Source organism: Oscillatoria sp. HE19RPO (assembly GCF_024220515.1).
In the GTDB taxonomy this organism is placed as follows: Bacteria; Cyanobacteriota; Cyanobacteriia; order Cyanobacteriales; family Laspinemataceae; genus Laspinema.
Window position 1 is genome coordinate 1 of record NZ_JAMXOT010000020.1, and the last position, 26,426, is coordinate 26,426.

Here is a 26,426-nt window from a genome sequence, read left to right on the forward strand (position 1 = left end):
ATTTCATGTGCGCAGTGGTCTACGGAAAATATTAATCAGATGCTTAATTTGAGGTGTGCCTACTTGAATAACTTATTATAAAGTTTAGGCATCCGACAGAATTACTGAATAATTGTTCTAATTTTAAATACTTTGATAAGCGGGTTTGGTTAGGGAGTCGCTAACTTTTGCAATTCTATAATATGGGGAGAGACTAAAAATTTTTTGATTATATCATACTTTTGCCTATTTACAAAATCGGGATGCTCCCGGGTGGGCTTGGCTTGTTTTGGTGCAATCATGGTCCTGCTGTGGCTTTCAGCCGTTTTTTTTATTATACTCTAGCCAGGGTGACAGAAGAGGGATATAGCTAGTCTAAATCAGTTTGACAATGGATCCAAGGCTGAAAGTCTTGGAGTGCGGTAAGCACCAGCTATGCCGTAGGCTTTGCATCTTGCTCGCTATCTTTATGTCAAATTCATTTAGGGTCGCTATATTAGTGTATAGTTTAGGTCAAAGAGCCTTAAGAGAGGCTCTGGCACAGGCAAAAAAGTCGATTAAGAATCAATTAGGTAAACCCACCACTACTCCAACTCTACGATGGGTTTTTCAATGTTTTCAATCCATTCATTTGCTTATTGTTGATGGAGCGCGCGAAAATAACCTATTTAACTGATGAGCGGCGATGGATCCTTCAGTTCTTAGGGGCCTCCTGCCAGAAATATTATTTACTGACTTGATTCAAAAGCAGGAATGTGGGATGAAAAAGTTTGGCAAGTTAACCCCAAAACAAGCGATGTTTTCATCCGGGTAATTGGGTATAAACTGAGGTGCTTTTGAGCGGTGTATTCTGACCGGGACGGGTTTGCAACTGATGCATATAGTTGAATAAATGCCAACAGTAGGATTCCGGGAGTCCGCAGGTGACTGCCCCACGTAAGACAACCTGAAAATACCAGTCGTTGGGGGGGAGTTCTTCCGAGAGTTTATGGGCTACGGTATAAGTGCGAACATTCGGGTAAACTTGACCACCCACAGAGATTTCGATCTCCTCGCGATGATAGCCTTTTTCCCGTTCATCCAGGCGATCGGACAGTCGCCAAGGGAGTTGATAGAGAACCCCTTCTACGGAGGCAGTGGGGTCTTTGACGACATCGAGAACGCCGCAATTTCGCAAGGTTGAATATCCAGAAAATTGCAGTCGATAGCCTTTGAGAGTGGCAGGACCGATCGCATACGGATGGGTGGGTTCTCCCAGCGATCGTTTTAAATCTACCGGACACATACAAGAACCATAAGCGAAATAGTAAAAGGTTTCGCTAGGAGATTCTAATTGGGCTGACCTTTTGTTCAGGGAAGGTCGGGTCTGCAAACCCTGTAAATGTCGAGGCTGAACGCTCATTTTTTAGCTAACCAGTTGCTAGGTATGAATGGAATTCTATCAAACCCTTGCAGAAAAAACAAGCTTATTCCGACCGGAAAACCGGGGATTCAAGAAATCTTTAAAATTGTCCCCGGACTCAGAGGCTGGGCCCTACAAGTCAACCGTCATCAGGAGGGTGCTGAACGTCTGGGTTTGGACATCTTCCAGGGGAACAACCAGGCGGTCTCCAGCCCACTCTAACTTGCGTTCCGTGGCAAAGAGGCGTTTACCCGGAGGGAGGGAAACGCGCTGACTGATTTTTCGCGGCAAGTCATAAACCCAGAGGGTGTGACCGCCTTGAACATCACTGAGGACCGCTACCACGCGATCGCTTTGTTCTGAGAAATCCGGACGGATACTCGATAACCGTTCAATGGGCGTTTCTTCAAATAGGAGTTGGCTTTCTCCGGTATCTACTGAAAAGGCATAGAGTTTAGCAAAGCTACTGGTGGAGTTTTCCCCCGAGGGACGGCTGGCATAGAGTACCCTCTGATAATCATCACTTAGGGCCAGGAATTCAAGATGTTCACCCTGTAATAACACTTCCTTATCTCCCTTAGTGGGGGAAATCGCGACCAATGAATTTGGCAATTGGCTATACTCCCAAGCCAAAATTTCACCCTGGGCCGTCCATCCGAAAATCCGATATTTATCTCCTGTGCTGCCTAGGGCTTTAGTGGCCTTACCCGTTGCCATGTCTAAAACCCAAACACTCATATCAGAAGATGCGCCCAGGGTTTCCCGATTCGAGGTAAAAGCAATTTTCTGACCATCGGGGGACCAATAGGGATCCGAAGCCCAGTAGAGAATTTTCACCCCCGCCTCGCACTCGGATTCCTGGCAATTGGGGGGCGGGGGCGTTGGGGGCAATGACCTAGTTTGGGCGATCGTCTCCCGGAGTGCCTGATGATTGCCGATCGCCTTCACTTCCAGGGTGTTCTTATTCAGCAGGTATAAACCCCCCAGGTTGAATTGAGGTTGAAACAACAGCACTGAGGGGTCTAGGGGATTCTGCCAGAATTCTGGAGAGGGATGTTGGGGATCGGGAATCCAGCGTTGGGTTCCGGCCCAATTGAAGCCCAACAGATGTAACAGGTTGGATTCCCCCGTCACGGAATCTGGATATTCAATTTGCTTACGGGTGGCCTCAATCTGGCGCTTTTTACCGTTGAGGTCTATTTCCAGAACTTCGGCAGAAAAGTCCGGATTCGGGTTGCGTCGAGGGGAGGGCAGACTCACGAAAACAGCTTCGCGATCAGCTTCTGCGATCAATCGCACTGGCTGATCAACCCTGAGATCCCCGGATGAACCCAACCCGAAGTTTTGACATCCGGCAAGACTCAAACCCGTGAGGCCCAAGAGCACATAGCAGGTGGCGATCGACAGGTTTTTAGGCAATAGCATGGCACAATCCTCCTGGAGTTCGATTCCCTTGACAAGGAAAGCGCTTCCTAGCGAATTTAGCCACCGAGACTCGATGCGAAGGAAAGCGCTTCTTTCTATTTAGTCAGGATACCACCTCAAAAAGAAACCCTCTTAATGGTGTAAGAGGGTCTCTTTAATCTTTACCGGGTCAGGGTAAGAGCATCTCAATCAGGCTTGACACAAGGATTTGAGAATAAGCATCATGTACTCCTCGCTCATGGCTGCCCGGTTCCTTTTTTGTCTCAAGCTACGCGATCGGGTGGTTTCACAGGTTGAGGGCATTAAGGGCCATCCGTCTGAGTACCGCCAAATTTCGAGGGCTATTAAACGCTCGGATCCTATATTTATATTCTTCAAAAGTCACATCTAAAACCCAATGTTCTTTATTTTCAATGCTCCAATGTTCCCGAATAATAGAACCATGTTTTTGGGCATCTACGCTTAAAGAACTTAGATAAATCTGGACTTCATGAGAGGTTCCATTCCACTGTTGCCGAAACCGCTCGACTATAACAACCGTTTGAAGTCCCGCCCATTTATCTTGATTATAAAGACCTCCAAATTCTGAAACGGGAATCGCCCAAACTCTTCTCTTCTCAATCCGGTTATGCCCTTTTTCTACTTGACGGTAATCCGTCATCTTAACCCCAGTAAATTGGCGACTTGATTGAATCTCAAACCAAGATTTAACTTGATTGTACAGAGTCGGATGATTACTTTTTAAGCAAACTACATAATTAGCTTTTTTATGAACAATCTGTTTAATAATCTCCGTTTGAGTCCCCATTGCATCCATTGTAATAATTGCGCCGGTTACGTCGATTAATTCTAACCGGGCTGGAATTGCTGTAATTTCATTGGAATGGCTGTCCACCTTAACTTGGCCTAGGACTAAACGATTTGCACCAAGCCCAGGCTGTCACTAAATGTAAATTTTTTTTGCCCTGATTTCGGTCATAAGACCCTCGAAGACTTTTGCCGTCAATCGGGACAACTTATTCAACAACTGAACCGAGTATTTTTTGTACCCATTGAGTTAACTTCTGTTCTAAAATTTTGGGGTCTAGTTTTTCAAAATCTCTACGAAACGTATCATGATGAGGAATGCCATTGGGTAACTCTAAAAATTGTTTGAGCCAGGTCTGTTTACTTATTCCATAATTTTCTATGTCTTCCCATCCGTTACCTCCAGCTATTATTGCTAACAAAGCAATCACTAGAATATCTTTAAGTAAGTGGTGTTTAGTGCGGTCAACTCTTGGATCCGGTATATCATCAAAATAATTCAACAAACCCCCTTCTAGTTCTTCCATAAAAATAGGTTGAGGCTGGGGTTTTAGGGGTTTTAATTTAGCGCTCCCGACAACGGGTGAAAATCCTTTAGTCATAGAGTATTCATTCCTATTTTCTACTGAGCTTGAGAGTTATTATAGAATCTCTGGGACAAACCGGGCCGCTATAATACTGCACTATTTTTTTGCCGTCTGTTACATTTGATACCAAATTAGATGCGCTTACCCTGGTAAACTCTCTGTTTCAGGATGAAAAGGGACTTGACTTTTTTTGAATAAGTTGAAATCATGGCAATGCCCCGGTCCAAAATTTAGGCAAATAATCTCTTTAGTTTCTTGATTTATGACCACTTGCATTTTTAGTGGGTGGCATTTTTTCTTTCCTGAGTAGTATTTTTTTTGCTTTTTTTTGGGACGTTCGTTCTTCTGTTTCGGTGACATCCATTACCACAACTTCTGGATGCCCAAAACCTTTGAGCAAGGCTTTCTTTCCAGGAATACCAAATTTTCCAGTTTTCATTAAGGTTGATTCAACATAATGAACAATTTGCCAAGTTGTTGATTCAGATATTCCCCAATTTGTGCCGACATGGAAATAGGTTCGATATTCTCGCCAATATTCTAATGCTACTAAAATTTGTTGTTCAAGAGTTAACTTGCTTTTATATTCTCGTTTGTCTTGATTGATTTGCTAACCGATATTCTTCTAAACTCTTTAACATTTCTTTAAAGGTTTGAATCTGGGCACCAAATCTCCGTTTAAATTGCTGGGGTTTCAAATTTAGATAAGGGAACTCCAAAAAATAAAATCCCCAAAAAACCCGCAGGCTGTTCGCGAAGCGTTCCGCTAGGAAAGCCTGGGGCTACACGGACAAAGCCCGCCTGCGCGGCGTCATACAGTCTTGTTAGGTGCTTAACCATCGGGATTTGGATGATTTATTTGTTGGAACACCCTAAAATAGATTTTCCATGATTAATTTATTGTGGAACTGCAAAATACTGTTTTAGCATTTTATGTGGTTTTTAGCAAAAGATTCGGAAAATTAGCTATAACTGGCCATCGGCTAAGGTTAAGCAAAAGTTTTTATTATAGCATAAAATTATTTTGCAAGAGGTCTAAAGTTATCCAGGGAAGAGGATTGCTTGATAGATGAAACCCCTGGGATAATTAGAAAGAGACAGTCCTATCCCCCCCCCTGGGCAAGGGATCGATAGAATGAGGGTAAAACTCTATTAAAATAGGGATGCGAGTCCAGTTCAAAAAATGAGTCCTCTTATTTTTCGTTTCTCTACAAGTTCAATGGAAAATAGGATAAAATAGCAATCAGCACCCGCCGAAGAGGTGAGTTGATTCGAGAGGGTCACCTCGCAAAATGGGGAGAGGTCAACTGGATAGACTGGCGCGATCGCGAAGGTTCAGAAGGCGGAGGGTGCTTAAAGGCGATCGCCTTTAAAAGCAGACTAGCAGAAGATTGGGGGCTGGTCGGAAGGATGATTCTGATGAGACTAAAGGAAAGTCGATGCTGGAAGCAAATCGTTTGTTATGTTCGTTCGATATAAAATCTGCAATTGACCGAAATGTTCAGATTATTGCCGCAGATACCCCCTTGGTTGAGGCGATCGCCTTCATGAGGAGTCAGGGGCAGTCGGCAGATGGTCCTGTCTTGTCCCTTAAACCTCCTGCTGAATCATTCACCGGGCAAGAGGGCGTAGAACCCTGCCTCTTTATCATTGATCAAAATCAGGATATCAGTTTATTAACTCCCCGAGATATCCTCAATTTTTTGGCAACCAAAAAATCTTTTAAAAAAACTACGGTTGCAGCGGTCATGCAGAAGTGTTCAATCGCACTGAAGGAGTCCGACTGTTTGGACAGTGTGAGGATTTTTAATTGTTTTCAGCAAGGGATTCATTACCTCCCCATTCTCAGCGATTCGAGTCATAAACTCATCGGTTTTCTCACCCCTTCCCGACTGATGCAGAGATTTTATCTATCTCCCTTAAGCAAAATTGTGGATAACTCAAGTCAGGTCAAACCCTCTCATAATTTGATAGAATTAAGTCCTAAAAATTGTCATAAAAAATCTGTGATTTCCCGAGTTAAAACCTGTTCAAGATTTGGTTTGGTGAGTTACAGAAAACGCCCGGAAAGTCGCGTAGGGAGTCGAATTAAAATCATGCCTTATATTAAAAGTAGTTCGCCAAAATTCGCCCCTATAAAAGAAACAGCCGAATTAAAAGAACTCAATTCAAACAAGGCGTTTAATCAAGATCTACAAGATGCCTTTGTCTTGCTTGACTTAGTGAGCCTTGAGCAAAATATCACAGTAAATGAGAAATTCTTATTTAAAGTATTGGCGGAAATAACTGATATTGTTTTCGTGATTAATGTCAGTGAAAACAATATAAAAGTCGCGCCAACCCATCCCACCCTCATCCGATCTGAAGAAAATTTTCAATTAATCAGCCAGACCCTGGAACTTTTTTTTAACGGGTCCCAATCGGAAACCTTTTTAGACCCTATTCGCCAGTCCCTGCAAACCCAGACCTCGATTCAATTTGATTACCTTTTAAATCTAGGAAAAGAGCAGAAGCGATTTACCGCCAGTATTTCCCCCCTTTCCAGCCACTCAGTCATCTGGGTGGCGCGCGATATTACCGATCGCCATCAGACGGTTGAAGCCTTACAACATTCAGAATCCTTACTGACTGGGGTTTTAAATAGTTCTTTAGATGGCATCATGGCCTTCAAAGCAATCCGAAATTCTGAACAAACCATCATTGATTTTCAGTGGCTAACTATCAATTCCGCCGCCGAAAAAATCGTCGGACACCGCCGGGAAGATGTCCTGGGAAAATATCTGCTGGAAGAAATGCCCGGAAATCTCGAAACTAGATTATTTGAACGATATGTCGAGGTCGTGAATACCCACCAACCCCTAGAATTAGAGTTTTATTACGACTATGAAGGAATCCAGGCTTGGTTTAAAATGATGGCGGTTAAACTCAATGACGGATTTATCGTCACCTTTCGCAATATTACCGAGGATAAGCAAGCCGAAGCCACCCTGCAACAAGCCAACGACAAATTGATTCGCTGGGTGGAAGAACTCAAACAACGCAATCGAGAAATGGCCTTATTGGGGGAAATGAATGAGTTGTTGCAAGCTTGTGAAACCCTAGAAGAAGCCTACAAAGCGATCGGCCTCAAACTGCCTCAGTTATTCCCCTCCTGTTCCGGGGGACTCGCGGCGATCGACGCCTTTAAAAATCGCGTAGAAACCGTTGCCACTTGGGGGAAACTTCCTGGGAGTAAACCTTGGTTTGCCCCCCATGAATGTTGGGCTTTACGACGCGGGCGATCGCATCGAGTAGACAATAGTCCATTCAGTTTATTTTGTGACCATTTCCACCTCCACCGTTCCCCTGTAGAATCTCTCTGCATCCCGATGATGGCCCAGGGAGAAATCTCCGGATTGCTGTATTTAATTTCCAGCCATCCCGGACGATTAAGCGAGGCCAAACAACAATTAGCCCGCACCGTTTCCGAACAAATTGCCTTAGCATTAGCCAACATTAAACTCCGGGAAACACTCCATACTCAAAGTATTCGGGATTCCCTCACCGGACTGTTTAATCGCCGTTACCTCGAAGAAACCCTAGAGAGAGAACTCCAACGCGCTCACCGTCAGAATCAATCTGTCGGCATTGTCATGATTGACATTGACTATTTCAAAAATTTTAACGATACTTTCGGCCATGATGCCGGGGATGCCGTCTTGCGACAAGTGGGCGAATTATTAATGAAAAATATTCGCGGGTCCGATATTGCCTGCCGTTACGGAGGGGAAGAATTAACCCTAATTTTACCCGATGCCACCTTATCAGAAACCTATCGTCGCGCCGAACAAATCCGGGAAGCGATTAAAAACCTGGTTTTAGAACATCGCGGGGAATTATTGGGAATCATCACCGCTTCCCTAGGAATTGCTTGCTTTCCCACCGCAGGCATCACCGGAGATGACCTAATTCGCGCCGCTGATATGGCCCTCTACCGCGCCAAAGCCCTCGGACGCGATCGGGTCATCACCGCAGGCAGCTATCCCATCTAAACTCCTTCCCCATCTGGATGGGTTATGACTAAAAGCGCAACAACCGGCGGGGGTTCAAACCCTAATAGCAACAACCGGCGGGGGTTCAATCGTTTGAACCCCCGCCGGATGCCGGATGTTGCCGGTTCCCCCAGGAATAACATCCCAAAAAATACCTAACTCCTGTTTATAATAAACTGAAAACTGTTCTATAATAATTAGGATTTGGCTGTGACCGAAGCAAAAACTTATAAAGATAGCGTCAATCTGCCTAAAACAGGCTTTGACATGAGGGCCAACGCCGTCAAGCGGGAACCCGAACTCCAGAAATTTTGGGCCGACCATCAAATCTATGAACGCCTATCCCAGAACAATCCCGGTGAATTGTTCATCCTTCATGATGGGCCACCCTACGCCAACGGGTCCCTCCACATGGGACACGCCCTCAACAAAGTCCTCAAAGACATCATCAACAAGTATAAGTTGCTGCGCGGCCACCAAGTCCGCTATGTCCCCGGTTGGGATTGTCACGGATTACCCATCGAACTGAAAGTGCTCCAGGCGATGAAATCCAAGGAACGTCAAAACCTGACCCCCTTAAAATTGCGCCAAAAAGCTCAAGAATTTGCCCTGAAAACCGTTGAGGAACAAAAAGAGAATTTCAAACGGTATGGAGTATGGGGAGATTGGGAAAATCCCTATCTCACCTTAAAACCGGAATACGAAGCCGCCCAAATTGCTGTCTTTGGTAAAATGGTCCTGAAAGGCTATATCTACCGAGGACGGAAACCTGTGCATTGGAGTCCGAGTTCTCAAACCGCCCTCGCCGAAGCGGAATTAGAATATCCCGAAGGTCACACTTCGCGCAGTATCTATGCCGCATTCCAAATCACAAAGTTAGCTGATACAGCATCCGCCCTCAAAGCCTACATGAAACAATTGTGGGTGGGAATCTGGACTACCACCCCTTGGACCATTCCCGGGAACTTAGCGGTAAGTGTGAATCCTCAACTGGAATATGCCGTGGTGGAAACCGCTGCCGATTACGAACCGGCATCGGGCAAATTCCTAATTGTCGCTGCCGAATTAGTCGATCGCCTCTCGGAAACCCTAGGAACACCTCTCACTGTCCAAGCCAAAATCAAAGGCAAAGACTTAGAAGGATGTGAGTACAAACATCCCCTGTGCGATCGCACCAGTCCCGTCGTCATCGGCGGCGATTACGTCACCACCGAATCCGGGACCGGCCTCGTACATACCGCCCCCGGACATGGTTTAGAAGATTACCAAGTCGGACAACGCTATGGTTTACCTATCTTAGCCCCCGTGGATGGTAACGGCAACTTTACCGAAGAAGCGGGAGAATTTGCCGGATTAAATGTCCTTGATGAAGGCAATACCGCCGTCATTGAAGCCTTAAAAACCGCTAAATCTCTCCTCAAAGAAGAACCCTACGTTCACAAATATCCCTACGATTGGCGCACCAAAAAACCCACCATTTTCCGGGCAACGGAACAATGGTTTGCCTCCGTGGATGGATTCCGGGATGAAGCCATGAAAGCCATTTCTGAGGTGAAATGGGTTCCCGCCCAAGGGGAAAATCGGATTGCGGCAATGGTATCAGAACGGTCCGATTGGTGTATCTCCCGCCAACGCAGTTGGGGCGTTCCCATTCCGGTGTTTTATGAAGAAGAAACCGGCGAACCCTTAATGACCGAAGAAACCATCGCTCATGTGCAGGCCATTGTAGCCGAAAAAGGGTCTGATGCTTGGTGGGAATTACCCATTGAAGACCTCTTACCTGAACCCTATCGCAGCAACGGGAAAACCTACCGCAAAGGCACCGACACAATGGATGTCTGGTTTGATTCCGGTTCCTCCTGGGCCGCAGTCGTCGGGGGTCGCGAAGAATTGCGCTATCCCGCAGACCTCTATTTAGAAGGGTCTGACCAACATCGCGGCTGGTTCCAATCCAGTTTACTCACCAGCGTTGCCAACAATAGCATCGCCCCTTATAAAAGTGTGTTAACTCATGGATTTGTTCTGGATGAGAACAACCGCAAAATGAGTAAATCCCTGGGGAATGTCGTCGATCCAGCCACCATCATCAATGGCGGTTCTAACCAAAAACAAGAACCCCCTTATGGGGCGGATGTTCTCCGGTTGTGGGTGTCTTCGGTGGATTATTCCTCCGATGTTCCGATTGGAAAAAATATCCTGAAGCAGCTATCGGATGTCTATCGGAAAATCCGCAATACTGCCCGGTTCTTGTTGGGAAATTTAGATGATTTTGACCCTGCAAAAGATGCAGTTTCCTACGAAGAATTGCCGGAATTAGACCGATATATGCTGCATCGCATGACCGAGGTTTTTGCCGAAGTTACCGATGCCTTTGAGAGTTATCAATTTTTCCGCTTCTTCCAAACCGTGCAGAATTTCTGCGTGGTCGATTTGTCCAATTTCTACCTAGATATTGCCAAAGACCGCCTATATATCAGTGCAGTGGATGCCAAACGGCGCAGAAGCTGCCAAACCGTCCTGGCAGTCGCCCTGGAAAACCTCGCCAAAGCAGTCGCACCCGTATTGTGCCACATGGCAGAAGATATCTGGCAAAATCTCCCCTATTCCACCCCCTATCAATCGGTATTTGAAGCAGGTTGGGTGCAGGTAGAAGACCATTGGAAACAACCGGAACTGGCTAAAACCTGGCAAACCCTCCGCCAACTGCGCGGGGAAGTCAACCAAGTGCTAGAAAAGGCGCGTCAAGATAAAGCAGTCGGGTCTTCCTTAGAGGCGAAAGTCTTGTTATATGTTGAGGATATCTCCCTGCGACAAGCATTAGGGACTATGAACCCAGGGCGATCGGTGGGAACCATCCCCACCACCACTACTGTCGCCAATCCCCCGGAAGACACACCGGCAAAGACAATCACCCTCCCAGAAACAACGGTAACCCCTCCCTCACCGGAAGATATCCCCCAATGGCAGCAATTGCTCAACGCCGCCTTAGCAGTCATGGCAGAATTACCCCGATATCTGGGAGTATTTTTCTCTGACTATCGCCGACCCCTGCTGTCTGTGGGATTAATTGTGAGTGGGACTGTCTCCGTGATTGTCTTAGGCGCAATTGTAGATGCGATCGCCGATTTCCCGTTGCTTCCGGGTTTACTGGAACTAATTGGCATCGGATACAGTGGATGGTTTGTCAACCGCTATGTCTTACGCGCCAATAACCGCAAAGAACTCACGGATACCGTCGCCTCGGTGAGTAACTATATCCTCGGCAAAACCCAAACCGATGCGGCGATCGATGCACTAGAGGCATTTGAAGAGGCAATGGAAGAGGCGATCGGCCACCACCCGGCAACCGTAACCTCTCCCACCCCAGTCGTCCCCGTCCCCCAAACCATTGGCAACGGCGTAGACGAACTGCGGTATCTGTTCATCACCTCCCAAGTCGAAGTGCTAGACAACTCCCAACCACTAGAAGGGTTAAAATATAGCACCCAGGTCAACGGATGGGGAATTGGTGTGGTGGATGCTGAAGGACAGAAATGCGATCGCTGTTGGAACTACTCGACTCACGTGGGTGAATCTGAGGAAGACCCGACTATTTGCGATCGGTGTGTCGCCGCCTTAGCGGGTGAGTTCTAAATCCTAATGTAGGGGCGTATTGCATACGCCCAAGGGGCGCAAGCATTGCGCCCCTACAACCAACAGGCGATCGAGTCCAATCATTGCAACAATTCCCAGTCACTCTCGGGAACACTATCCATAATGTTATCTGACAAGATTTTAATTTTTCCGGCCAAATCCGGGTGAGGGATTCTCCGTTTGATAGCAGAGTCTTTTGCATCATCAAGAACCCGAAAAGTCACCTCAATTTGCTTGTTAGGTGGTAATTTGGGAAGTTGTTTAAGATTTCCTAACCTATCGGTTTCTAAGATGAAATGTTCTGCCTGCATCATGAACTCCTTTGTCATGGGGAAGTCGCTTGTTACCCAAAATTGTGGCAACGGGTAAAGTTCGGAAAAAATCCCCGGGACAGATTAGTCTCCCTTGGGACCGCTGGGATGCAATGGATCCAGAAATTGAGGCGATCGCATCCAGGTTTGTCTTGGCGAACTGTTACGATCCCCGGGTGGCCTCTCTTCAATTCTTTCATTCGTTCGATGAAGGGCCTCCCTCTCTTTTCCCTACCACAGTGCCAGGTAACGGAACCGTGAAATAGTGATTCTTTCGTTGAAAAAGGGCCGGTAATAATTTGTAATAATTTTTGGAAACGCTTACAGGTTACAATTTACAAGTCTGGACGCAAGAGAAGAAGAGAAATCCCCTCCTGCCACAAAAACAATGCACCAAAACCCCTGGGCGCAAACTCGGCGGCGCAAAAACTCGTCGGAAGGTGTCCCGGGGGTGCTTTTGCGTTGAAAGTGCATTCATCATATTCTAACCATTCTCCTTCTTTTCTCCACCCCACCCGATCGCCCAGGCATTTCACGGTCTCATAGTCACACGCACCACCGCATTCTTGCCAGATGCGCTTCTGAACTGAAAACCCAAAGCGGCCATTGCTGTATTGTACCCAAAGGCCGTCAATTTGGCGCAAATCTTCACAAGGGAATTGGTTGATAGAATCCTCATCCAACCATCCCTCTTCTTCTCTCCCCGCCACATGAAGCATCACTCGTGCAGTTTCTTCATCCGCCTCCCGCCATTTGCCTGCTGCCAGGAATTGCTGTAGTTTTTGATAGCGGGAGGAAATTTCATCGTTTAACGAGTCCATAACCATTGTGGATAGAAAACAGGTTCTATTATGCCATAAAACAGTCCCCCACAATCCATGTAGGGGCGATTCGCGAATCGCCTCTACAGGCGGAGGTTTAAACTCCTGTCTGTTATTGTTTACCATTGATTGCAACTGTTGGATAAATTGGAGAATCAGAAAATGACCCTAAAACAGTTGCAAGAATGGGCGAAGTCCCAGATTGATAATACAGCCCCACCCGAAATTAGACCCGATATTGGAATCAGCGTTTTGCAATTAATTGAAGAATTGGAGGAATTACAAAGTCGGGTCAAAGAATTGGAAGTTCAGCCTGATTGTACCCCCCCAATTCATAGCTGAATCCCTAGTCGTGATCAGGAGGGTCAAGTTGAGGTTGTTTCCCGGGGGAGGTGTTTTTGCGAACTGGGTGGACCCCACCCTAACCCGGACCTTGCCAAGGGGAGGGAACCGGAAGTCCCCTTCCTCTTGGGTAAATCTCCCTGAACATAAAAAACCTACTCTTGTAAGGGGGTCAGAGTGGGGTGCTTTTCAGGAGATACTCCCGTTTCCCGGTCCCCTACGTCAGGGGTTGGTTGAGGGTGAATTATTCCTAAAACTTTCCTGAATTACCGCATTTTCTATTTGAGTCCGAAACCTATCAAGCATCCCGATGACTTCGGGATGTAACTCGACATATTCATCCTGGTCAAACGCTTCTAAATAACCCCCATGAGCGATTTCATTTCTGGTTTTTAAAAGTTTTTCATCAATTAATTTTTTCTTGGTGCTGTAGAGCGAAAAATCTAGTCCCAATAACAAGGTGATTTCTTCCAACACTTCTGATGAAAGATTCGAGGCGGTAGAGATGGCATCTTTTGGCAAACTACATCGTTGATTTAATTCAGCGCGAAAGAAGTCACAAACTGGAATATACAAAGACGGTTTATTAGTTTCTTTGGCCTCTTTGAGTTTTTCCTTCATGGCTAGGGCTAAAAAATTACTCGAAAGCTCTTGATAGGTTAGTTTTTTATTACTAACATAGTCCAAGTAAACATTGGCAGCTAATTTTATGAATCCTTCCCAATGGGCATAGAGAATACACACACCACTCCGCAATAAGACCTGATGTTGTTGCCGAGAAAATGTTTTCGATTCTACCAAGGATTTGATAGCCGCTAGTTCTTTCTTTCGCCAAGCTAAATCCTCAGCCAATTTATCACTTAATTGTTCAGCAGTCCGGATTTTCATGGAGAAAAAACCTTTCTCCCCAGGGGAATCAGATGAGGTAAACGTCGGGCTGCATTCACTCCAGCCCCGGACCATTTTTGATAAGTTGAATCGGACCAAATTGTTTTGATTCGTTCCGATATTTGGTTGATGGGAAGGGGATTTTTATAATGGTATCCTATTCCTAATGCTACGACTTCGTAGGCGGACAAAAGAAAGCCCCCTAAAAATTTGTCATCTAGCTCTCGATATCGCTTAAAGCTATTATCTCCCATTGTTTTATTAAGAAGATTGAAGGTGAGGTCGAATGCTTGTTCGATATGGCTGTAATCTATATCAGGTTGAAGCGCCATTTCTCGCATTCTAGTGGTGAGGAATTCGCTGACATCACCGCCGAGTTGTTGCAGGTTGTCCTCGGTTCTATCAAAGAGTAAAATAAACCGGAGGACTAACTCCATATCATACTGTTCTTCATACAGGCGATCGCTTAAAGCAATACAGTTCTTAAAAGATTCGCGATCGGCTAAAGAACGCATCAACTGATAAAGGTCTTTATTTAACATTAAAAGAATGCAATTCCTGACTTCTTGAGGAGTAGCGATCGACCCTCCGGTATTGAGTCGCTGAAACAACTCATACTTAATCATCTGATCGCTTTCTTTTTGGATAATATTCACGGTAATTTTAGCCCGCTTTATCAATAACCGCTGAGTTGGAGTCAAAGAATTATCCGGGTCGTTTGGGTCATTCCATTTTTTATTTTTCAATGAAGGTAAATAGTGGGTTTCTTGTAACGCAATAAAAGAGGTGTCTTCATCTGGAGACGCCGGTTTCAACAACCCGACAAATTCATAAATCGTTGAGAGTCTCTGCACCCCATCGATAACATCCCAAATCCCATCCTCTCTTTGATTAACAAAAATAGCGGGAATTGGGATTCCTAATAAAATTGATTCTATAAACGTTGATTTTTGATAACTTGACCACCGAAAAAAACGTTGAAAATCGGGGTGAATATCAATTTCTTCATTTTCATACAAGCTGATTAACTCTCCAATTGACATGGAGTAGTTATCTGTCTTAATTTCTTGCCTAGTTTTATCAATTTCTTCTTGTAAAGCCATGATTGAAAAACCTATTATATTTGGGTTAAACTCAACCGTTAATTTAAGTCAAACGATTTGGCCAATTATAGAGCACATCAGATGAATTTGTCAACTATTGCATGGCAAAGTCCTCAACACCGGCAGGGTTTAAAATTGTAGGGGCGATTCGCGAATCGCCCCTACAGGGGTTGGTTTAAACCAACCCCTGTTCATGACTCAGGAGATCGCCTCTAGTGGTGCCGGAGATATGATAACCTATGATTATCTCATCTTATCTCTAAAATCCTCATGCACCCACAACGAATTGAACCCGGTCCTGGACAAGAATCCGTTTGGGATTATCCTCGTCCTCCTCGGTTGGAAGATGTCTCCAAACATCTCCAAATCATCTTTAATGGAGAAATTATTGCTGATACTCGCAACGCCAAGCGAGTCCTGGAAACCAGTCATCCCCCAGGTTATTATATCCCACCAGAAGATATCAAAATGGAATATCTGAGCCGAACTCCTAAAAGTAGTTTTTGCGAGTGGAAAGGGGCGGCGGGATATTACACGGTGACGGTTAAGGAAAAACAAGCGCCGAATTGTGCTTGGTTTTATCCGAATCCCACTCCCCAATTTGAAGACATTAAAGATTATGTGGCATTCTATCCAGAGTTGATGGATATTTGCTATGTGGATGGAGAAGAAGTTCAACCTCAACCCGGTGGGTTTTATGGAGGTTGGATTACTTCGGATATTGTTGGACCTTTTAAGGGAATTCCCGGCAGTTGGGGATGGTAGGCAACTGACTGTAGGGGCGATTCGCGAATCGCCCCTACATCGGATAAATACGACTAAAAATTTGGGGTTAGTTTTTTAAGTTTCATGGGGTTATTTTTAAGTAATTTAACGCTAAAAACAGGGCAGCGACGCTTCCGGATACGCAGATTTCTCCCTGGGTGATTTTCTCCAAAACGGCAGAAATTGGGACTAAAACCACTTCTATCTGTTCGGTAATATCTAAAAGTTGCTGTCCCGAATATTCCGCATTTTTGCCTAAAAAAACATGAATGGTATTGGTGTCTTTAACGGGATTATCATAGAGGGTGGCGAGTTTAATTAAGTTTGGGCAATGGTAACCTGTCTCTTCGGTCATTTCCCGCGCTGCTGCTGCTTCTGCTTGCTCGTTTTCCGGATTGAATGCACCGGCAGGTAATTCTAACAAGATTTCCCCGACTCCATGTCGATATTGTCGCACCAATACGATTTCTTGCTGGGGGGTAACGGGAACGACTAAGGCAATATCTGGACGGACATTCACAAAAAAATCATCAATGATTTCGCCGGTTGGCAGTTCGATTTCATCTTGGCGAACTTTGCACCATTGGTTGTCGAAGACTAGGCGCGATCGCAACTGTTTCCATTTCTGCAATTCTTTCATACAATAAAAGGAGTTTCTCTATTTGACAACAACTTTACTACTATGACCGATAAAATCACAGTGATTCAAGGGGATATTACCAAACAACAGGTGGATGCGATCGTCAATGCCGCCAATACCCGTCTATTAGGAGGAGGCGGGGTTGATGGTGCTATCCACCGCGCAGCAGGTTCCGGTTTGTTGGCGGAATGTCGCACTCTTAACGGCTGTAACACCGGCGAAGCTAAGATAACCCTGGGCTACAATCTCCCGGCAAACTATGTGATTCATACCGTTGGCCCTGTATGGCAAGGGGGCAAGCATCATGAAGATGAATTGCTGGCAAGTTGTTATCATCAGAGTTTAAAGTTAGCGGAAAAACATCAGCTAAAAACTATTGCTTTTCCGGCAATTAGTACGGGAGTTTATGGTTTCCCAATGGAACGGGCTGCTAGAATCGCGGTGAAGACTGTGCAGCAATTTTTAACGCAAACGACTTGGATTTCTCAAGTTCGGTTTGTCTGCTTTAGCAAAGAATCCTATCAGTGCCATTTAGCAGCGATCGGCAGGCAGGACAAATAATAGACCTCTTGCAAAATAACGGATTGATCCCCCCAACCCCCCTTAAGAAGGGGGGCTTTTTAGAATAGAATGATGTCTATTTTCTGTAATCACGTTCCGCAGTCCAATGGCGGTCCGAAGACGCATAAACTTTAACCCCTTCTAATCCCGCCATTTCTATAATGTTTTGTACCTCTTCTAGGGTAAATGCAGCTATCAATGAATCTTGAAATAGCTGGATTTGATAGTCGTTATATTCGGGTCCAATTCGGGCGACAATTTTATATACAATTTCTATATCTGAGGGTCGCATTAAATCTCGCAAAAATATCCCGCCATTGGGTTTTAAAACTCGTTTCAGTTCTTGGAAAAAGGGCATCGGGTCGGGGAGATGGTGGATGATGCTATTGGAAATGACCATATCAAAGGTACTATCATGATATGGCATCTGTTTAGCATCGATATACTCTAAGTGAATTTGCTCTTGTAATCCAGCAGCTTGGACATTTTCCCTCCCCACTTGTAACATATTGTGCGAAAGGTCGATCGCCTTGATGTGCCACTGGGGACGACGCTGCACGATTAAAATGGGAATTCTGGCGGTCCCGGTTCCCGCATCCAGGACCAACGCCGACTCCGGACCGACTGCGATCGCACTCTCAGCAAAGGCCGTATTCACCTCCAGAAAATCCATCCTGTCATACGCTGTCGCATCCTCCCAACTATCCATCACTTCCGGTTCTAGCACTCGTTCCATTCTCTCACCTGCTGCTAAGAATTGATCTTCAGGACTTACACATTTTGGGAGGGCGAACCCTAAATGTAGAGGCGATTCGCGAATCGCCCCTACAAATTTAGGACTCATGGGTCAGTCCTGTATTGCTATTTTAGGGTGAATTGGTCCTCAATCTCTAAGTTGCTAACCTCCTACCTGTCAATTGGTAATTGTTAACTACAATCAGCAGAGGAATAAATAATCAAGGGCCGTAAAGTGACTTAGATCACTGATAATAATGAACAGGTCACTATAATAGATTTAAAGCGAAGTCGTTACGAGTTTGAATAACCCCATGACAAATCCAGCAGTAGAAAACGTTGTGATTATCGGATCTGGCCCTGCCGGATTCACTGCCGCCATTTATGCGGGACGGGCGAATCTGAAACCCGTGGTATTTGAAGGGTTCCAGATGGGAGGCATTCCCGGAGGACAATTAATGACCACCACAGAAGTGGAGAACTTCCCCGGATTTCCCGAAGGGATTACGGGACCGAAACTGATGGAACGGATGAAACTCCAGGCGCAACGCTGGGGGGCCGAATTGTACACGGAAGACGTGCAATCGGTGGATTTGAGTCAGCGTCCCTTCGTGATCCGTTCGGACGAACGAGAAGTGAAGGCCCATACGGTGATTATTGCCACAGGGGCCACGGCCAAGCGGTTGGGACTCCCGAGTGAAGACCAGTTCTGGAGTCGAGGGGTCTCTGCCTGTGCGATTTGCGATGGGGCCAGTCCCATTTTTAAAGGCGTGTCATTGGCGGTGGTTGGTGGTGGAGACACTGCGGCGGAAGAAGCGGTGTATTTGACCAAATATGGCACCCATGTTCACCTGTTAGTCCGTCGGGACGAAATGCGGGCCTCGAAAGCGATGCAAGACCGGGTTTTGAAGAACCCAAAAATCACGGTTCATTGGAATACGGAGGCGGTGGATATATTCGGAACCGATGACCGGATGGAGGGGATTAAGGTTAAAAATATCAAGACTGGGGAAGAAACGGATTTGCAGGTTCGCGGATTGTTTTATGCGATCGGTCATACTCCGAATACCCAACTATTCAAAGGTCAACTGGAACTGGATGAAGTTGGATATATTGTCACGAAACATGGCACCGTTGAGACCAGTGTTGAGGGTGTTTATGCCACTGGAGATGTCCAGGACCATGAGTTTCGCCAAGCGGTTACCGCAGCGGGAACGGGTTGTATGGGGGCGATGTTAGCGGAACGATGGTTATCGGCGAATGGGTTAGTTCAAGAGTTCCATCAAACGGAAGCATCGGAGAAAGCGCCGGAACCGGAAAAGGAACAAAAATCCGATACGGAAGAGGATTTTGACCCGGCGGCAACGCGCCATGTGGGAGGGTTTGCCTTGCGGAAGTTGTACCATGACAGCGATCGCCTGATTGTGGTTAAATATTCTGCACCCACCTGCGGTCCTTGCCATACCTTGAAACCGATTCTGAGTAAGGTGATTGATGAGTTTGATGGCAAGGTTCACTATGTGGAAATTGACATTGAAGCAGACCCAGAAATTGCGGACAATGCGGGAGTCACCGGAACACCAACGGTCCAGTTCTTTAAGGATAAGGGATTAGTGGATCAAGTCCGGGGTGTCAAACAAAAAAGTCTGTACCGAGAAATGATTCAAAACAATTTGTAAGTATTCCCTCGGAGATTTATTTGGAGTGGGGTGGTTGATTGACTGCCCCATTTTAACGACTGAAGTCGTTACTACGAACTAAGAAAGGACTGAAATACGAACATAAGAAACGACTGAAGTCGTTACTACGAACATAAGAAACAACCAACGACAAATGACAAATGACAAATGACAAATGACAAATCTATCGCATCAATAACCGTCGTTGCCATGCTTTTAAAAAGAGCAATACGGGAAACTGATAATATTCAACCATTAGCCAGAGGACGATGGTGAGGTGAGCGATAAAGGTGGCTACAGTCCAAAAGGCGGGAACCCAGCTTAAGCTACTGCCGGGGACTGGGGGGAAAATATAGGCCCCGAGTCCGACTAGGAGGGTGGGGAGGGTAATGATGGCGATCGCAGCAATGCCAATTTCCCATCCAAATTCTACCCCCTCCCGAGGTAATCCTTGCCATTGGCGACCATTCCAATGCCAGGTAATCGGTGGTACAGCATCGGCTAAACTGAGGGAATTTTGGTCTAAATTTGCGGTAAAAATGCGGCTGCAAAAGTTACAGCCAAAGGCATCCATCATCGCCAGGTTAGAGAGTTCGCCATAGCGACAAACTGGGCAGCGATAAGCGCCGAAATAGCTTAACGGAATCGGTCCGGGGAGTGCATTACGCCCCTTTCTATCCTCTGGGTTGGTTCCGAAATTTTGCTGGGTCATGGCATCCCTGTGAACAGTTTATGTGAAGGCAGCTTTATTAATTTTAAACATATTGAAGGGCTATCTTTTATAGAGTAGCCCGCGCAGGCGGGCTTTGTCCGTGTAGCCCCAGGCTGGACGCTGCGGGTTTGGAACTTTGAGTGCGTGACGAAAGCGATCGCCAGCCGGAGGACCCCACCCTAACCCTCCCCAAGACACAGGGGAGGGGACCGGAGGTGCAGTTTTGAACGCCAAAGCTAGAAAGAGTTTTCAAAAACAAAAAAGACGCGCATTGGGCACGTCTTTAAGGAATAATTCATGGAGAGAGCAGAGGATGCTCTCTATTACCGACCGGCGTGATAATCTTTGAAAGATTTGTAACCGTTTTGGTCATCGTAGAGGTGACACTTATCGGTAATTTCCTTCATCAAGGACCAGGAAAACTGGCTTTTTTGAAGGTATTTGCCCCAATTTTGCTCTAAACTTTGATGCGCTTTCCGTAAGTTGTAAGACGGAATGGCAGTGGAGAGGTGATGGGGAATATGCACATTGATGTCGTGACAGAGGAATTCCACCCAGCGGGGGTAATCACAATGAACGGTACCGTTTAATTGGGCTTTTGCTTCATGCCAATCTTCTGGGAAAGCAAAGGAAATATTCGGGGTGGTATGGTGAACGATGGTGAAGGTGCTCATCCAGAAATGGTAGACCATCCAAGGCATCAGCCAAAATTTGATGAATCCCCAAATTCCGGTGGTGGCAATCAGGGTGGGGAAGGCGATCGCAGCAAAAGCCACAACCACTAAGACAGAAAATTTCATTTGTTCCCGTTTCTTGCCTTCCAAACGCCACCAATCAAAGTGCAATCCAGCCCAGTGAACGATGGAACCCATCCACCAGAAGCGTCCCCGGAGGAAGCGATAAAAGGTTTTCATAAAAGTGCTGAGATTTTCATATACCTCCGGTAACCAGGGTTCCCAGGCATTATCTTCCAGCAGTTTATTCGTGTGTTTGTGGTGGTGATTGTGGCCAATTCGCCAGCTATGAAAGGGATAAATTAAGGGCAGCATCATGATATGACCTACCAGATCGTTAACCCATTTGCGATTGGCAAAGGAACGATGACCGCAATCATGGGCAATCACAAAAAAACCCGTTAGGGCTGTTCCGGTATAGATCCATAAAATGGGTAGCAAAAATGCTGGAGAAACGGCTAATGCCCAGTAGCCGACGGCGACTAATAATACATTGATAATGACTCTCGTCCATGCTTTCCGCCGATTTTTGAGAAATACATCTTTCGGCAAGGTCCCCAAAATATCTCTCAGACGTAGAGAAGACGGGAAGGAATCAGTTCCCAATGTTTGAGGGGTTACTTGAGGCTTTAATGTTGATGCTGTCATCTATTAAATCTAACTTTTTCGGTTGCTAGTCGGATGAATCCCCCGATCGCCGCAGGATAAATTCCTGCTGACTCAAAGGGTGAGTAGCAGGGCCGTCTTGCGTGCAATCTGATGATTGATGAATGCCTGTTCAGGGCAAAATACGGACCACACACTCCGCATCCCTGGGGTTTAGAAACCTGGCACGTCATAAAACTTTACCTTTTATAGCACATCTTGCGATCGCACAGCCGGAATTTTTCCAGTCGGGATTTTTTTCCTCACATTTTTCCCGGAGGGATTGACAAAAGACTTTTATTATGCAGCAGCATTTCGGAATAGCTAAAAAAAACCGGCAGGGGGTGGACTCGCCGGGAACAGGGTGCTTAATAAATAGTGGGGGTCCCACTGCCCCGGGCGGAATTGGACTGCCTTAATTTTTTGAGGAAGAAGCAGGAACGGAACCCTCTGGGTTGTTGGAGTGGTGCTGTTTCAGGGTTTGCAACTGTTGCAGCAGATAGTCGGCTTCGGCGTGCAAGTGCAAGAACTTGACCTGTTGATCGGCCTGGTAGAGGGATTTGAGCATTTTAATCAGGCGATCGCCGTTATTCTGGGAAGCTTGAGAAGCGATCGCTACGCTAGAGGCACTCTGAACGGTTTCGGAGGTGGGTCGGCTCGAAATAACAGTGGGCATCAGTCGTTTTAAGTTTAGTAATTTTTACTTAGGCAAATCACCTGGTTATTGTATCCTAACCCCAGAAAAAAAAAGCATCGAATTTATCAAAATCCCAAATTTTGTCATTGGTCATTGGTCACTTGTCCTGGGTCCTGGGTCCTGGGTTCTTTGGAGGGTTGAATACTCAGAACAAAACAACAACCAATGACCAATGACCAATGACCAATGACCAATGACCAATGACCAGCCACGCACTTCCCCAAATAGAAAAAGGTTGGGGTTAAGGAGCGAAGATTATGGTATGATGTCACCATCTCAATCGGCACGGTAATGGGCGGGCATAGAACCCGAACACCCCAGAGACACGATCGCTTGAGAAAGGTAAAACACCCTGTAAGTCCTAGTAAGTCGGTTAATAAACGTCAGGCTCTAGGCCAAAGTATTTTCAAGCCCTAAGCGGAAACGACTTAAGGGTGTCTGCGGGCAAAAGTTCCCGCAGCACGGTGAGAATGCCGCCTGTCGCAAGGGATAAATCCTTGTAGACACCCACACCTGGCTGTCTTCAGGTGGGGGAGCATTCATGTCCAAAGAATTAACATACGGTGACTCTGAGTTATTCTCCCGTTCCCTCCCCAACTCCCGGTGCAACTCCAGCAGATGCCCCACTGAGGTCCTCATACTGGCCCGGTCTCATCGAGGCTTACCGGCAGTATCTGCCCGTCAGCGACCAGACTCCAGTGGTTACCCTCCAAGAAGGTAACACCCCCCTGATTCCCGCCCCAGCGATCGCCGAAATCATCGGCAGACAGGTGCAAGTTTACGTCAAATATGACGGACTCAACCCCACCGGCAGCTTTAAAGACCGGGGCATGACAATGGCCATTTCCAAAGCCAAAGAAGAAGGGGCCAAAGCCGTCATCTGTGCCAGTACCGGCAATACCTCCGCCTCCGCTGCGGCCTATGCCAGACGCGCCGGAATGCGGGCATTTGTCCTCATTCCCGATGGCTATGTCGCCCTAGGCAAACTCGCCCAAGCCTTACTCTATGGTGCAGAAGTCTTAGCCATTAAAGGAAATTTCGATAAAGCCTTAGAAATTGTCCGGGATATGGCCGAACATTATCCCGTGACCTTGGTCAACTCGGTCAATCCCTATCGCCTAGAAGGGCAGAAAACCGGAGCATTTGAGGTCGTGGATGCCTTGGGTAACGCTCCCCATTGGCTGTGCATTCCTGTGGGCAATGCTGGCAATATTTCCGCGTACTGGATGGGATTTTGTCAGTACCATCAAGCGGGGAAATGCGATCGCCTCCCGCAAATGATGGGCTTCCAAGCCGCTGGTGCAGCCCCCCTCGTCAATGGTCAACCTGTGGCGAATCCCGAAACCCTCGCCACCGCCATCCGCATCGGCAATCCCGCCAGTTGGGATAAGGCGATCGCCGCCCAAGAGTCCTCCGGAGGCAGTTTTAATGCCGTCACCGATGACGAAATTCTCGATGCCTATCGTCTCCTCGCCTCTCGGGAAGGGGTATTCTGCGAACCCGCCTCCGCTGCCTCCGTTGCGGGATTACTCAAGGTCAAAGACCAAGTACCCACTGGGGCCACTGTCGTTTGCGTCCTCACAGGCAATGGACTCAAAGACCCGGATACTGCGATTAAACATAGCAACAATCCCTTTAAACAAGGCATCGAACCGGAAATTGAAGCCGTAGCAAAAGTCATGGGATTTTAGGTCCTCATCACCGCAGTCCGGGGAAAACTCCCTTATGACTTACGCATTACCTCTAAATAATAATGTAGAGGCGATTCGCGAATCGCCTCTACATTTAGAGGTAGTTTTTCAAAATATGCGTAAGTCCGGTTGATATTTTAGTCTTCCGTCTTGGGATTTAATGGGGTGCCACTCACCAGACGGGCTAAATCCAGATTGAGTCCAGATTTCGTTCCCGGTTGGGCTTTTTTCAGGAGTTCCACCGTATCTCCTAGGGCGCTGGTTAAACTCTGGCGGGTTTGTTCATGAGTGGCTTTTTCCGCTTCCAGGCATTCCCTCATTCGGGACAATTCTTGGGCGAGGCGATCGCGTTCCATGAAGGCTTCAATCAATTTTCCCTTCACTTCATCCGGTCCCATTCCCGCCAACTCTTGCAACAGTTCCGAGGGGGCAATTGCCCGAGGCAAAGATGAGGGACCCGCTTGCAACTGTTCCAGTTCAGCCTTCAGGGAGGCGATCGCCTCCGTCAACTGTTCAACCTGAGTTCGCCGTTGCTGCGCTTCCGTGGTGTAAAGTCCCCGCCAGCGATCGGCACCCGCTTCTGCCGCATCCCGTTCTTGTTCCACACGGATGATTTCCTGTTTCAGGGATCTAATTTCTTCCAACCACTGCGAGACATTCTCCGACATTGGCAACCACTCCCAATCAATTTTCCATCGACTACCCCAGGAGAAACCCAGTTTCTAAAGTTCGGCTGAGCTCTCTAATCTTGACAAACTGAGCCGGTTTTACAGAAACCCGGTTGATCTACATCAGTCCTATTAAACTCTAGTTAAGCTTAAGAGTGTAAATTAAGATGGGTGTAGGTTTAGTATTTTTTTTCCACTCCAACCCCCGGGGATTTGCGATCGCCCACCTATAGCAATCCGCCAAACTCAGCCCAATCAGGGGTCCGGAATGGCATTTTAGACGGCTAATCTAACACAGAGGGAGCCAAAGCGTCGTGAAGTTACCCAAACTATCTCTCCAAAGTGTCCTCGCCCGGTTGAGAAGGATCGGGACGAGGATGGGTCCCGCCTTGCAACCCCTCGTTCGGTTTTTGCAGTTTTTTTCCTATCTAAAATTTTCGACTCTGCGCGAAGTCGCCGATCGCGCCAGTCAGCAGCGATTAACGGGTTTATCCGCAGAAATGGCCTACCATGCCATGTTATCTCTGTTTCCCGCTATTCTAGCCGTCGTTGCTTCCATTGGTCTATTTGAAGTTTTACAATCCACCTTGTTTAATCTGGCTAATCAACTCGCTGATGTGATTCCCGTGGAAGTTTGGAACACGATTCGCGGGTTGATTCGAGAAATTCTCCAAAGTCGCAATCAGGAAGTGTTTTCCCTGGGGTTTGTGGCGGCGCTTTGGGTGTTTTCCGGGGTCATGGGTGCAGCAATGGCGGCTTTGGATCAAATTCACCAAATTCCCCACAAACAAAGGCGACCTTTTTGGAAGGCGAAATTGGTGGCGATCGGTCTGGCGATGGGGAGCATTATTCTGTTTATTGTGGCTTCGTTTCTGATTTTTATTAGTGACTGGGTGATTCAGTTACTCGCCCGTCGCAGTTGTTTAATTGATTCGGGTCAAAATTGTTTATTTGAATCCGGCTTTCTCTGTCTGTTGCAACCGCTCCCGAGTTGTCCTCTGGAAGGACGATTGTTGGATGTGTGGCATTTTTGGAGTCGTCCCCTGACTTTAATGATTGTTTCGGTTGCCTTTGCCTTTATTTATCGGTTTGGTCCCTCCCACCGGCGTCGGGATACGCCGCTGGTTCCCGGAGCTTTTATTGCAGCTATTTTATGGGCGATTATTTCCAGTTTGTTTCGGTTATATGTGGCGCATTTTGGAAATTATAACCGGACTTATGGAGCGGTTGGGACTATTATTATTTTGCTGTTATGGCTTTATTTAAGTTCGTTGGTGACCCTTTTGGGTGCGCAACTGAATGTGACGGTTGGGGCGGCTATGCGTCGCGATCGGGCCATTTACTATCGGTTGAAGAAGTCTGATTCGGGTCAATAATTGTTGGGTTTTTAGGGGAATGGACGGGGGTATTGGTGAATTTGAAGATGGGGAAACGACTGAAGTCGTTACTACGAACAAAAAAAGAGAACGACTGAAGTCGTTACTACGAACAAAAAAAGAGAACGACTGAAGTCGTTACTACGAACAAAAAAAGAGAACGACTGAAGTCGTTACTACGAACAAAAAAAGAG

20 protein-coding genes and 3 pseudogenes are annotated in these 26,426 nt (G+C 46.5%); 9 read left to right on the forward strand and 14 right to left on the reverse strand.

Translation table 11 applies throughout. The annotated features are described in order from the left end of the window. Positions 1–472: 472 nt before the first annotated feature. Positions 473–719, forward strand: a pseudogene (locus NG833_RS02530) (IS1634 family transposase); the annotation flags it as partial. 62 nt (positions 720–781) lie between these two features. On the opposite strand, the gene NG833_RS02535 reads toward NG833_RS02530, so the two are convergent. The 4 genes and pseudogenes from NG833_RS02535 to NG833_RS30915 all read right to left on the reverse strand — a co-directional run. Continuing rightward, positions 782–1,381, reverse strand: coding sequence for a gamma-glutamylcyclotransferase (locus NG833_RS02535; protein ID WP_254563766.1), 600 nt, complete (start codon positions 1,379–1,381; stop codon positions 782–784). A gap of 132 nt (positions 1,382–1,513) precedes the next feature. Continuing rightward, positions 1,514–2,806: a TolB family protein gene (locus tag NG833_RS02540; protein WP_254563767.1), complete on the reverse strand. Its 1,293-nt coding sequence runs from the start codon at positions 2,804–2,806 to the stop codon at positions 1,514–1,516. Positions 2,807–2,995: 189 nt separating this feature from the next. Further along, positions 2,996–4,215, reverse strand: a pseudogene (locus NG833_RS02545) (ISAs1 family transposase). A gap of 135 nt (positions 4,216–4,350) precedes the next feature. Continuing rightward, a pseudogene (locus NG833_RS30915) lies at positions 4,351–4,765 on the reverse strand (transposase family protein); the annotation flags it as partial. 874 nt (positions 4,766–5,639) lie between these two features. On the opposite strand from NG833_RS30915, the gene NG833_RS02555 reads away from it, so the two are divergent. Then, complete coding sequence (locus NG833_RS02555; protein WP_254563769.1) at positions 5,640–8,231, forward strand: diguanylate cyclase; 2,592 nt, start codon at positions 5,640–5,642, stop codon at positions 8,229–8,231. 210 nt (positions 8,232–8,441) lie between these two features. Then, entirely contained in the window at positions 8,442–11,864 is a 3,423-nt protein-coding gene (gene ileS / locus NG833_RS02560) for an isoleucine--tRNA ligase (protein ID WP_254563770.1), read from the forward strand. 80 nt (positions 11,865–11,944) lie between these two features. On the opposite strand, the gene NG833_RS02565 is transcribed toward ileS, so the two are convergent. Then, entirely contained in the window at positions 11,945–12,178 is a 234-nt protein-coding gene (locus NG833_RS02565) for a hypothetical protein (RefSeq protein WP_254563771.1), read from the reverse strand. A gap of 332 nt (positions 12,179–12,510) precedes the next feature. Further along, a complete protein-coding gene (locus NG833_RS02570) occupies positions 12,511–13,122 on the reverse strand; it encodes a GUN4 domain-containing protein (RefSeq protein ID WP_309143826.1) in 612 nt (203 codons plus the stop codon). A gap of 36 nt (positions 13,123–13,158) precedes the next feature. Here NG833_RS02570 and NG833_RS02575 point away from each other — a divergent pair, with 36 nt between their 5' ends. Next, complete coding sequence (locus NG833_RS02575; RefSeq protein WP_254563772.1) at positions 13,159–13,338, forward strand: hypothetical protein; 180 nt, start codon at positions 13,159–13,161, stop codon at positions 13,336–13,338. 222 nt (positions 13,339–13,560) lie between these two features. Here NG833_RS02575 and NG833_RS02580 read toward each other — a convergent pair whose 3' ends face one another. Beyond that, positions 13,561–14,226: an MAE_28990/MAE_18760 family HEPN-like nuclease gene (locus NG833_RS02580; RefSeq protein ID WP_254563773.1), complete on the reverse strand. Its 666-nt coding sequence runs from the start codon at positions 14,224–14,226 to the stop codon at positions 13,561–13,563. Continuing rightward, positions 14,223–15,329 (reverse strand): DUF262 domain-containing protein, encoded by a 1,107-nt coding sequence (locus tag NG833_RS02585; protein WP_254563774.1) that lies wholly within the window; start codon positions 15,327–15,329, stop codon positions 14,223–14,225. Before NG833_RS02585 ends, NG833_RS02580 begins: the two co-directional genes overlap by 4 nt. Positions 15,330–15,599: 270 nt before the next feature. Here NG833_RS02585 and NG833_RS02590 point away from each other — a divergent pair, with 270 nt between their 5' ends. Beyond that, on the forward strand, positions 15,600–16,094 hold the full coding sequence (locus NG833_RS02590; RefSeq protein WP_254563775.1) for a DUF427 domain-containing protein: 495 nt from the start codon (positions 15,600–15,602) through the stop codon (positions 16,092–16,094). Between the two features lie 82 nt (positions 16,095–16,176). On the opposite strand, the gene NG833_RS02595 is transcribed toward NG833_RS02590, so the two are convergent. Then, positions 16,177–16,734 (reverse strand): NUDIX hydrolase, encoded by a 558-nt coding sequence (locus NG833_RS02595; protein ID WP_254563776.1) that lies wholly within the window; start codon positions 16,732–16,734, stop codon positions 16,177–16,179. Positions 16,735–16,776: 42 nt separating this feature from the next. Here NG833_RS02595 and NG833_RS02600 point away from each other — a divergent pair, with 42 nt between their 5' ends. Next, on the forward strand, positions 16,777–17,295 hold the full coding sequence (locus tag NG833_RS02600) for an O-acetyl-ADP-ribose deacetylase (RefSeq protein WP_254563777.1): 519 nt from the start codon (positions 16,777–16,779) through the stop codon (positions 17,293–17,295). Between the two features lie 76 nt (positions 17,296–17,371). On the opposite strand, the gene NG833_RS02605 is transcribed toward NG833_RS02600, so the two are convergent. Then, on the reverse strand, positions 17,372–18,031 hold the full coding sequence (locus NG833_RS02605; RefSeq protein ID WP_254563784.1) for a class I SAM-dependent methyltransferase: 660 nt from the start codon (positions 18,029–18,031) through the stop codon (positions 17,372–17,374). 313 nt (positions 18,032–18,344) lie between these two features. Between NG833_RS02605 and trxB the strand changes: the two genes are divergently transcribed. Continuing rightward, positions 18,345–19,709, forward strand: a complete 1,365-nt coding sequence (gene trxB, locus NG833_RS02610) for a thioredoxin-disulfide reductase (RefSeq protein WP_254563778.1) — start codon at positions 18,345–18,347, stop codon at positions 19,707–19,709. 184 nt (positions 19,710–19,893) lie between these two features. Here trxB and NG833_RS02615 read toward each other — a convergent pair whose 3' ends face one another. From NG833_RS02615 to NG833_RS02625, 3 genes are all read right to left on the reverse strand, one after another. Beyond that, positions 19,894–20,421 (reverse strand): hypothetical protein, encoded by a 528-nt coding sequence (locus NG833_RS02615; RefSeq protein WP_254563779.1) that lies wholly within the window; start codon positions 20,419–20,421, stop codon positions 19,894–19,896. A 323-nt stretch (positions 20,422–20,744) separates the two neighbouring features. Beyond that, positions 20,745–21,803 carry a fatty acid desaturase gene (locus NG833_RS02620; RefSeq protein WP_254563780.1) on the reverse strand — a complete coding sequence of 353 codons (1,059 nt, stop codon included), beginning with the start codon at positions 21,801–21,803 and terminating at the stop codon, positions 20,745–20,747. 412 nt (positions 21,804–22,215) lie between these two features. Next, entirely contained in the window at positions 22,216–22,476 is a 261-nt protein-coding gene (locus tag NG833_RS02625) for a hypothetical protein (protein ID WP_254563781.1), read from the reverse strand. A 584-nt stretch (positions 22,477–23,060) separates the two neighbouring features. Here NG833_RS02625 and thrC point away from each other — a divergent pair. After that, a complete protein-coding gene (gene thrC / locus NG833_RS02630) occupies positions 23,061–24,188 on the forward strand; it encodes a threonine synthase (RefSeq protein WP_375293871.1) in 1,128 nt (375 codons plus the stop codon). A gap of 137 nt (positions 24,189–24,325) precedes the next feature. On the opposite strand, the gene NG833_RS02635 is transcribed toward thrC, so the two are convergent. After that, positions 24,326–24,856 carry a hypothetical protein gene (locus NG833_RS02635; protein ID WP_254563782.1) on the reverse strand — a complete coding sequence of 177 codons (531 nt, stop codon included), beginning with the start codon at positions 24,854–24,856 and terminating at the stop codon, positions 24,326–24,328. A gap of 314 nt (positions 24,857–25,170) precedes the next feature. On the opposite strand from NG833_RS02635, the gene NG833_RS02640 reads away from it, so the two are divergent. Continuing rightward, positions 25,171–26,232, forward strand: coding sequence for a YihY/virulence factor BrkB family protein (locus NG833_RS02640; protein ID WP_254563783.1), 1,062 nt, complete (start codon positions 25,171–25,173; stop codon positions 26,230–26,232). Positions 26,233–26,426 lie beyond the last annotated feature (194 nt).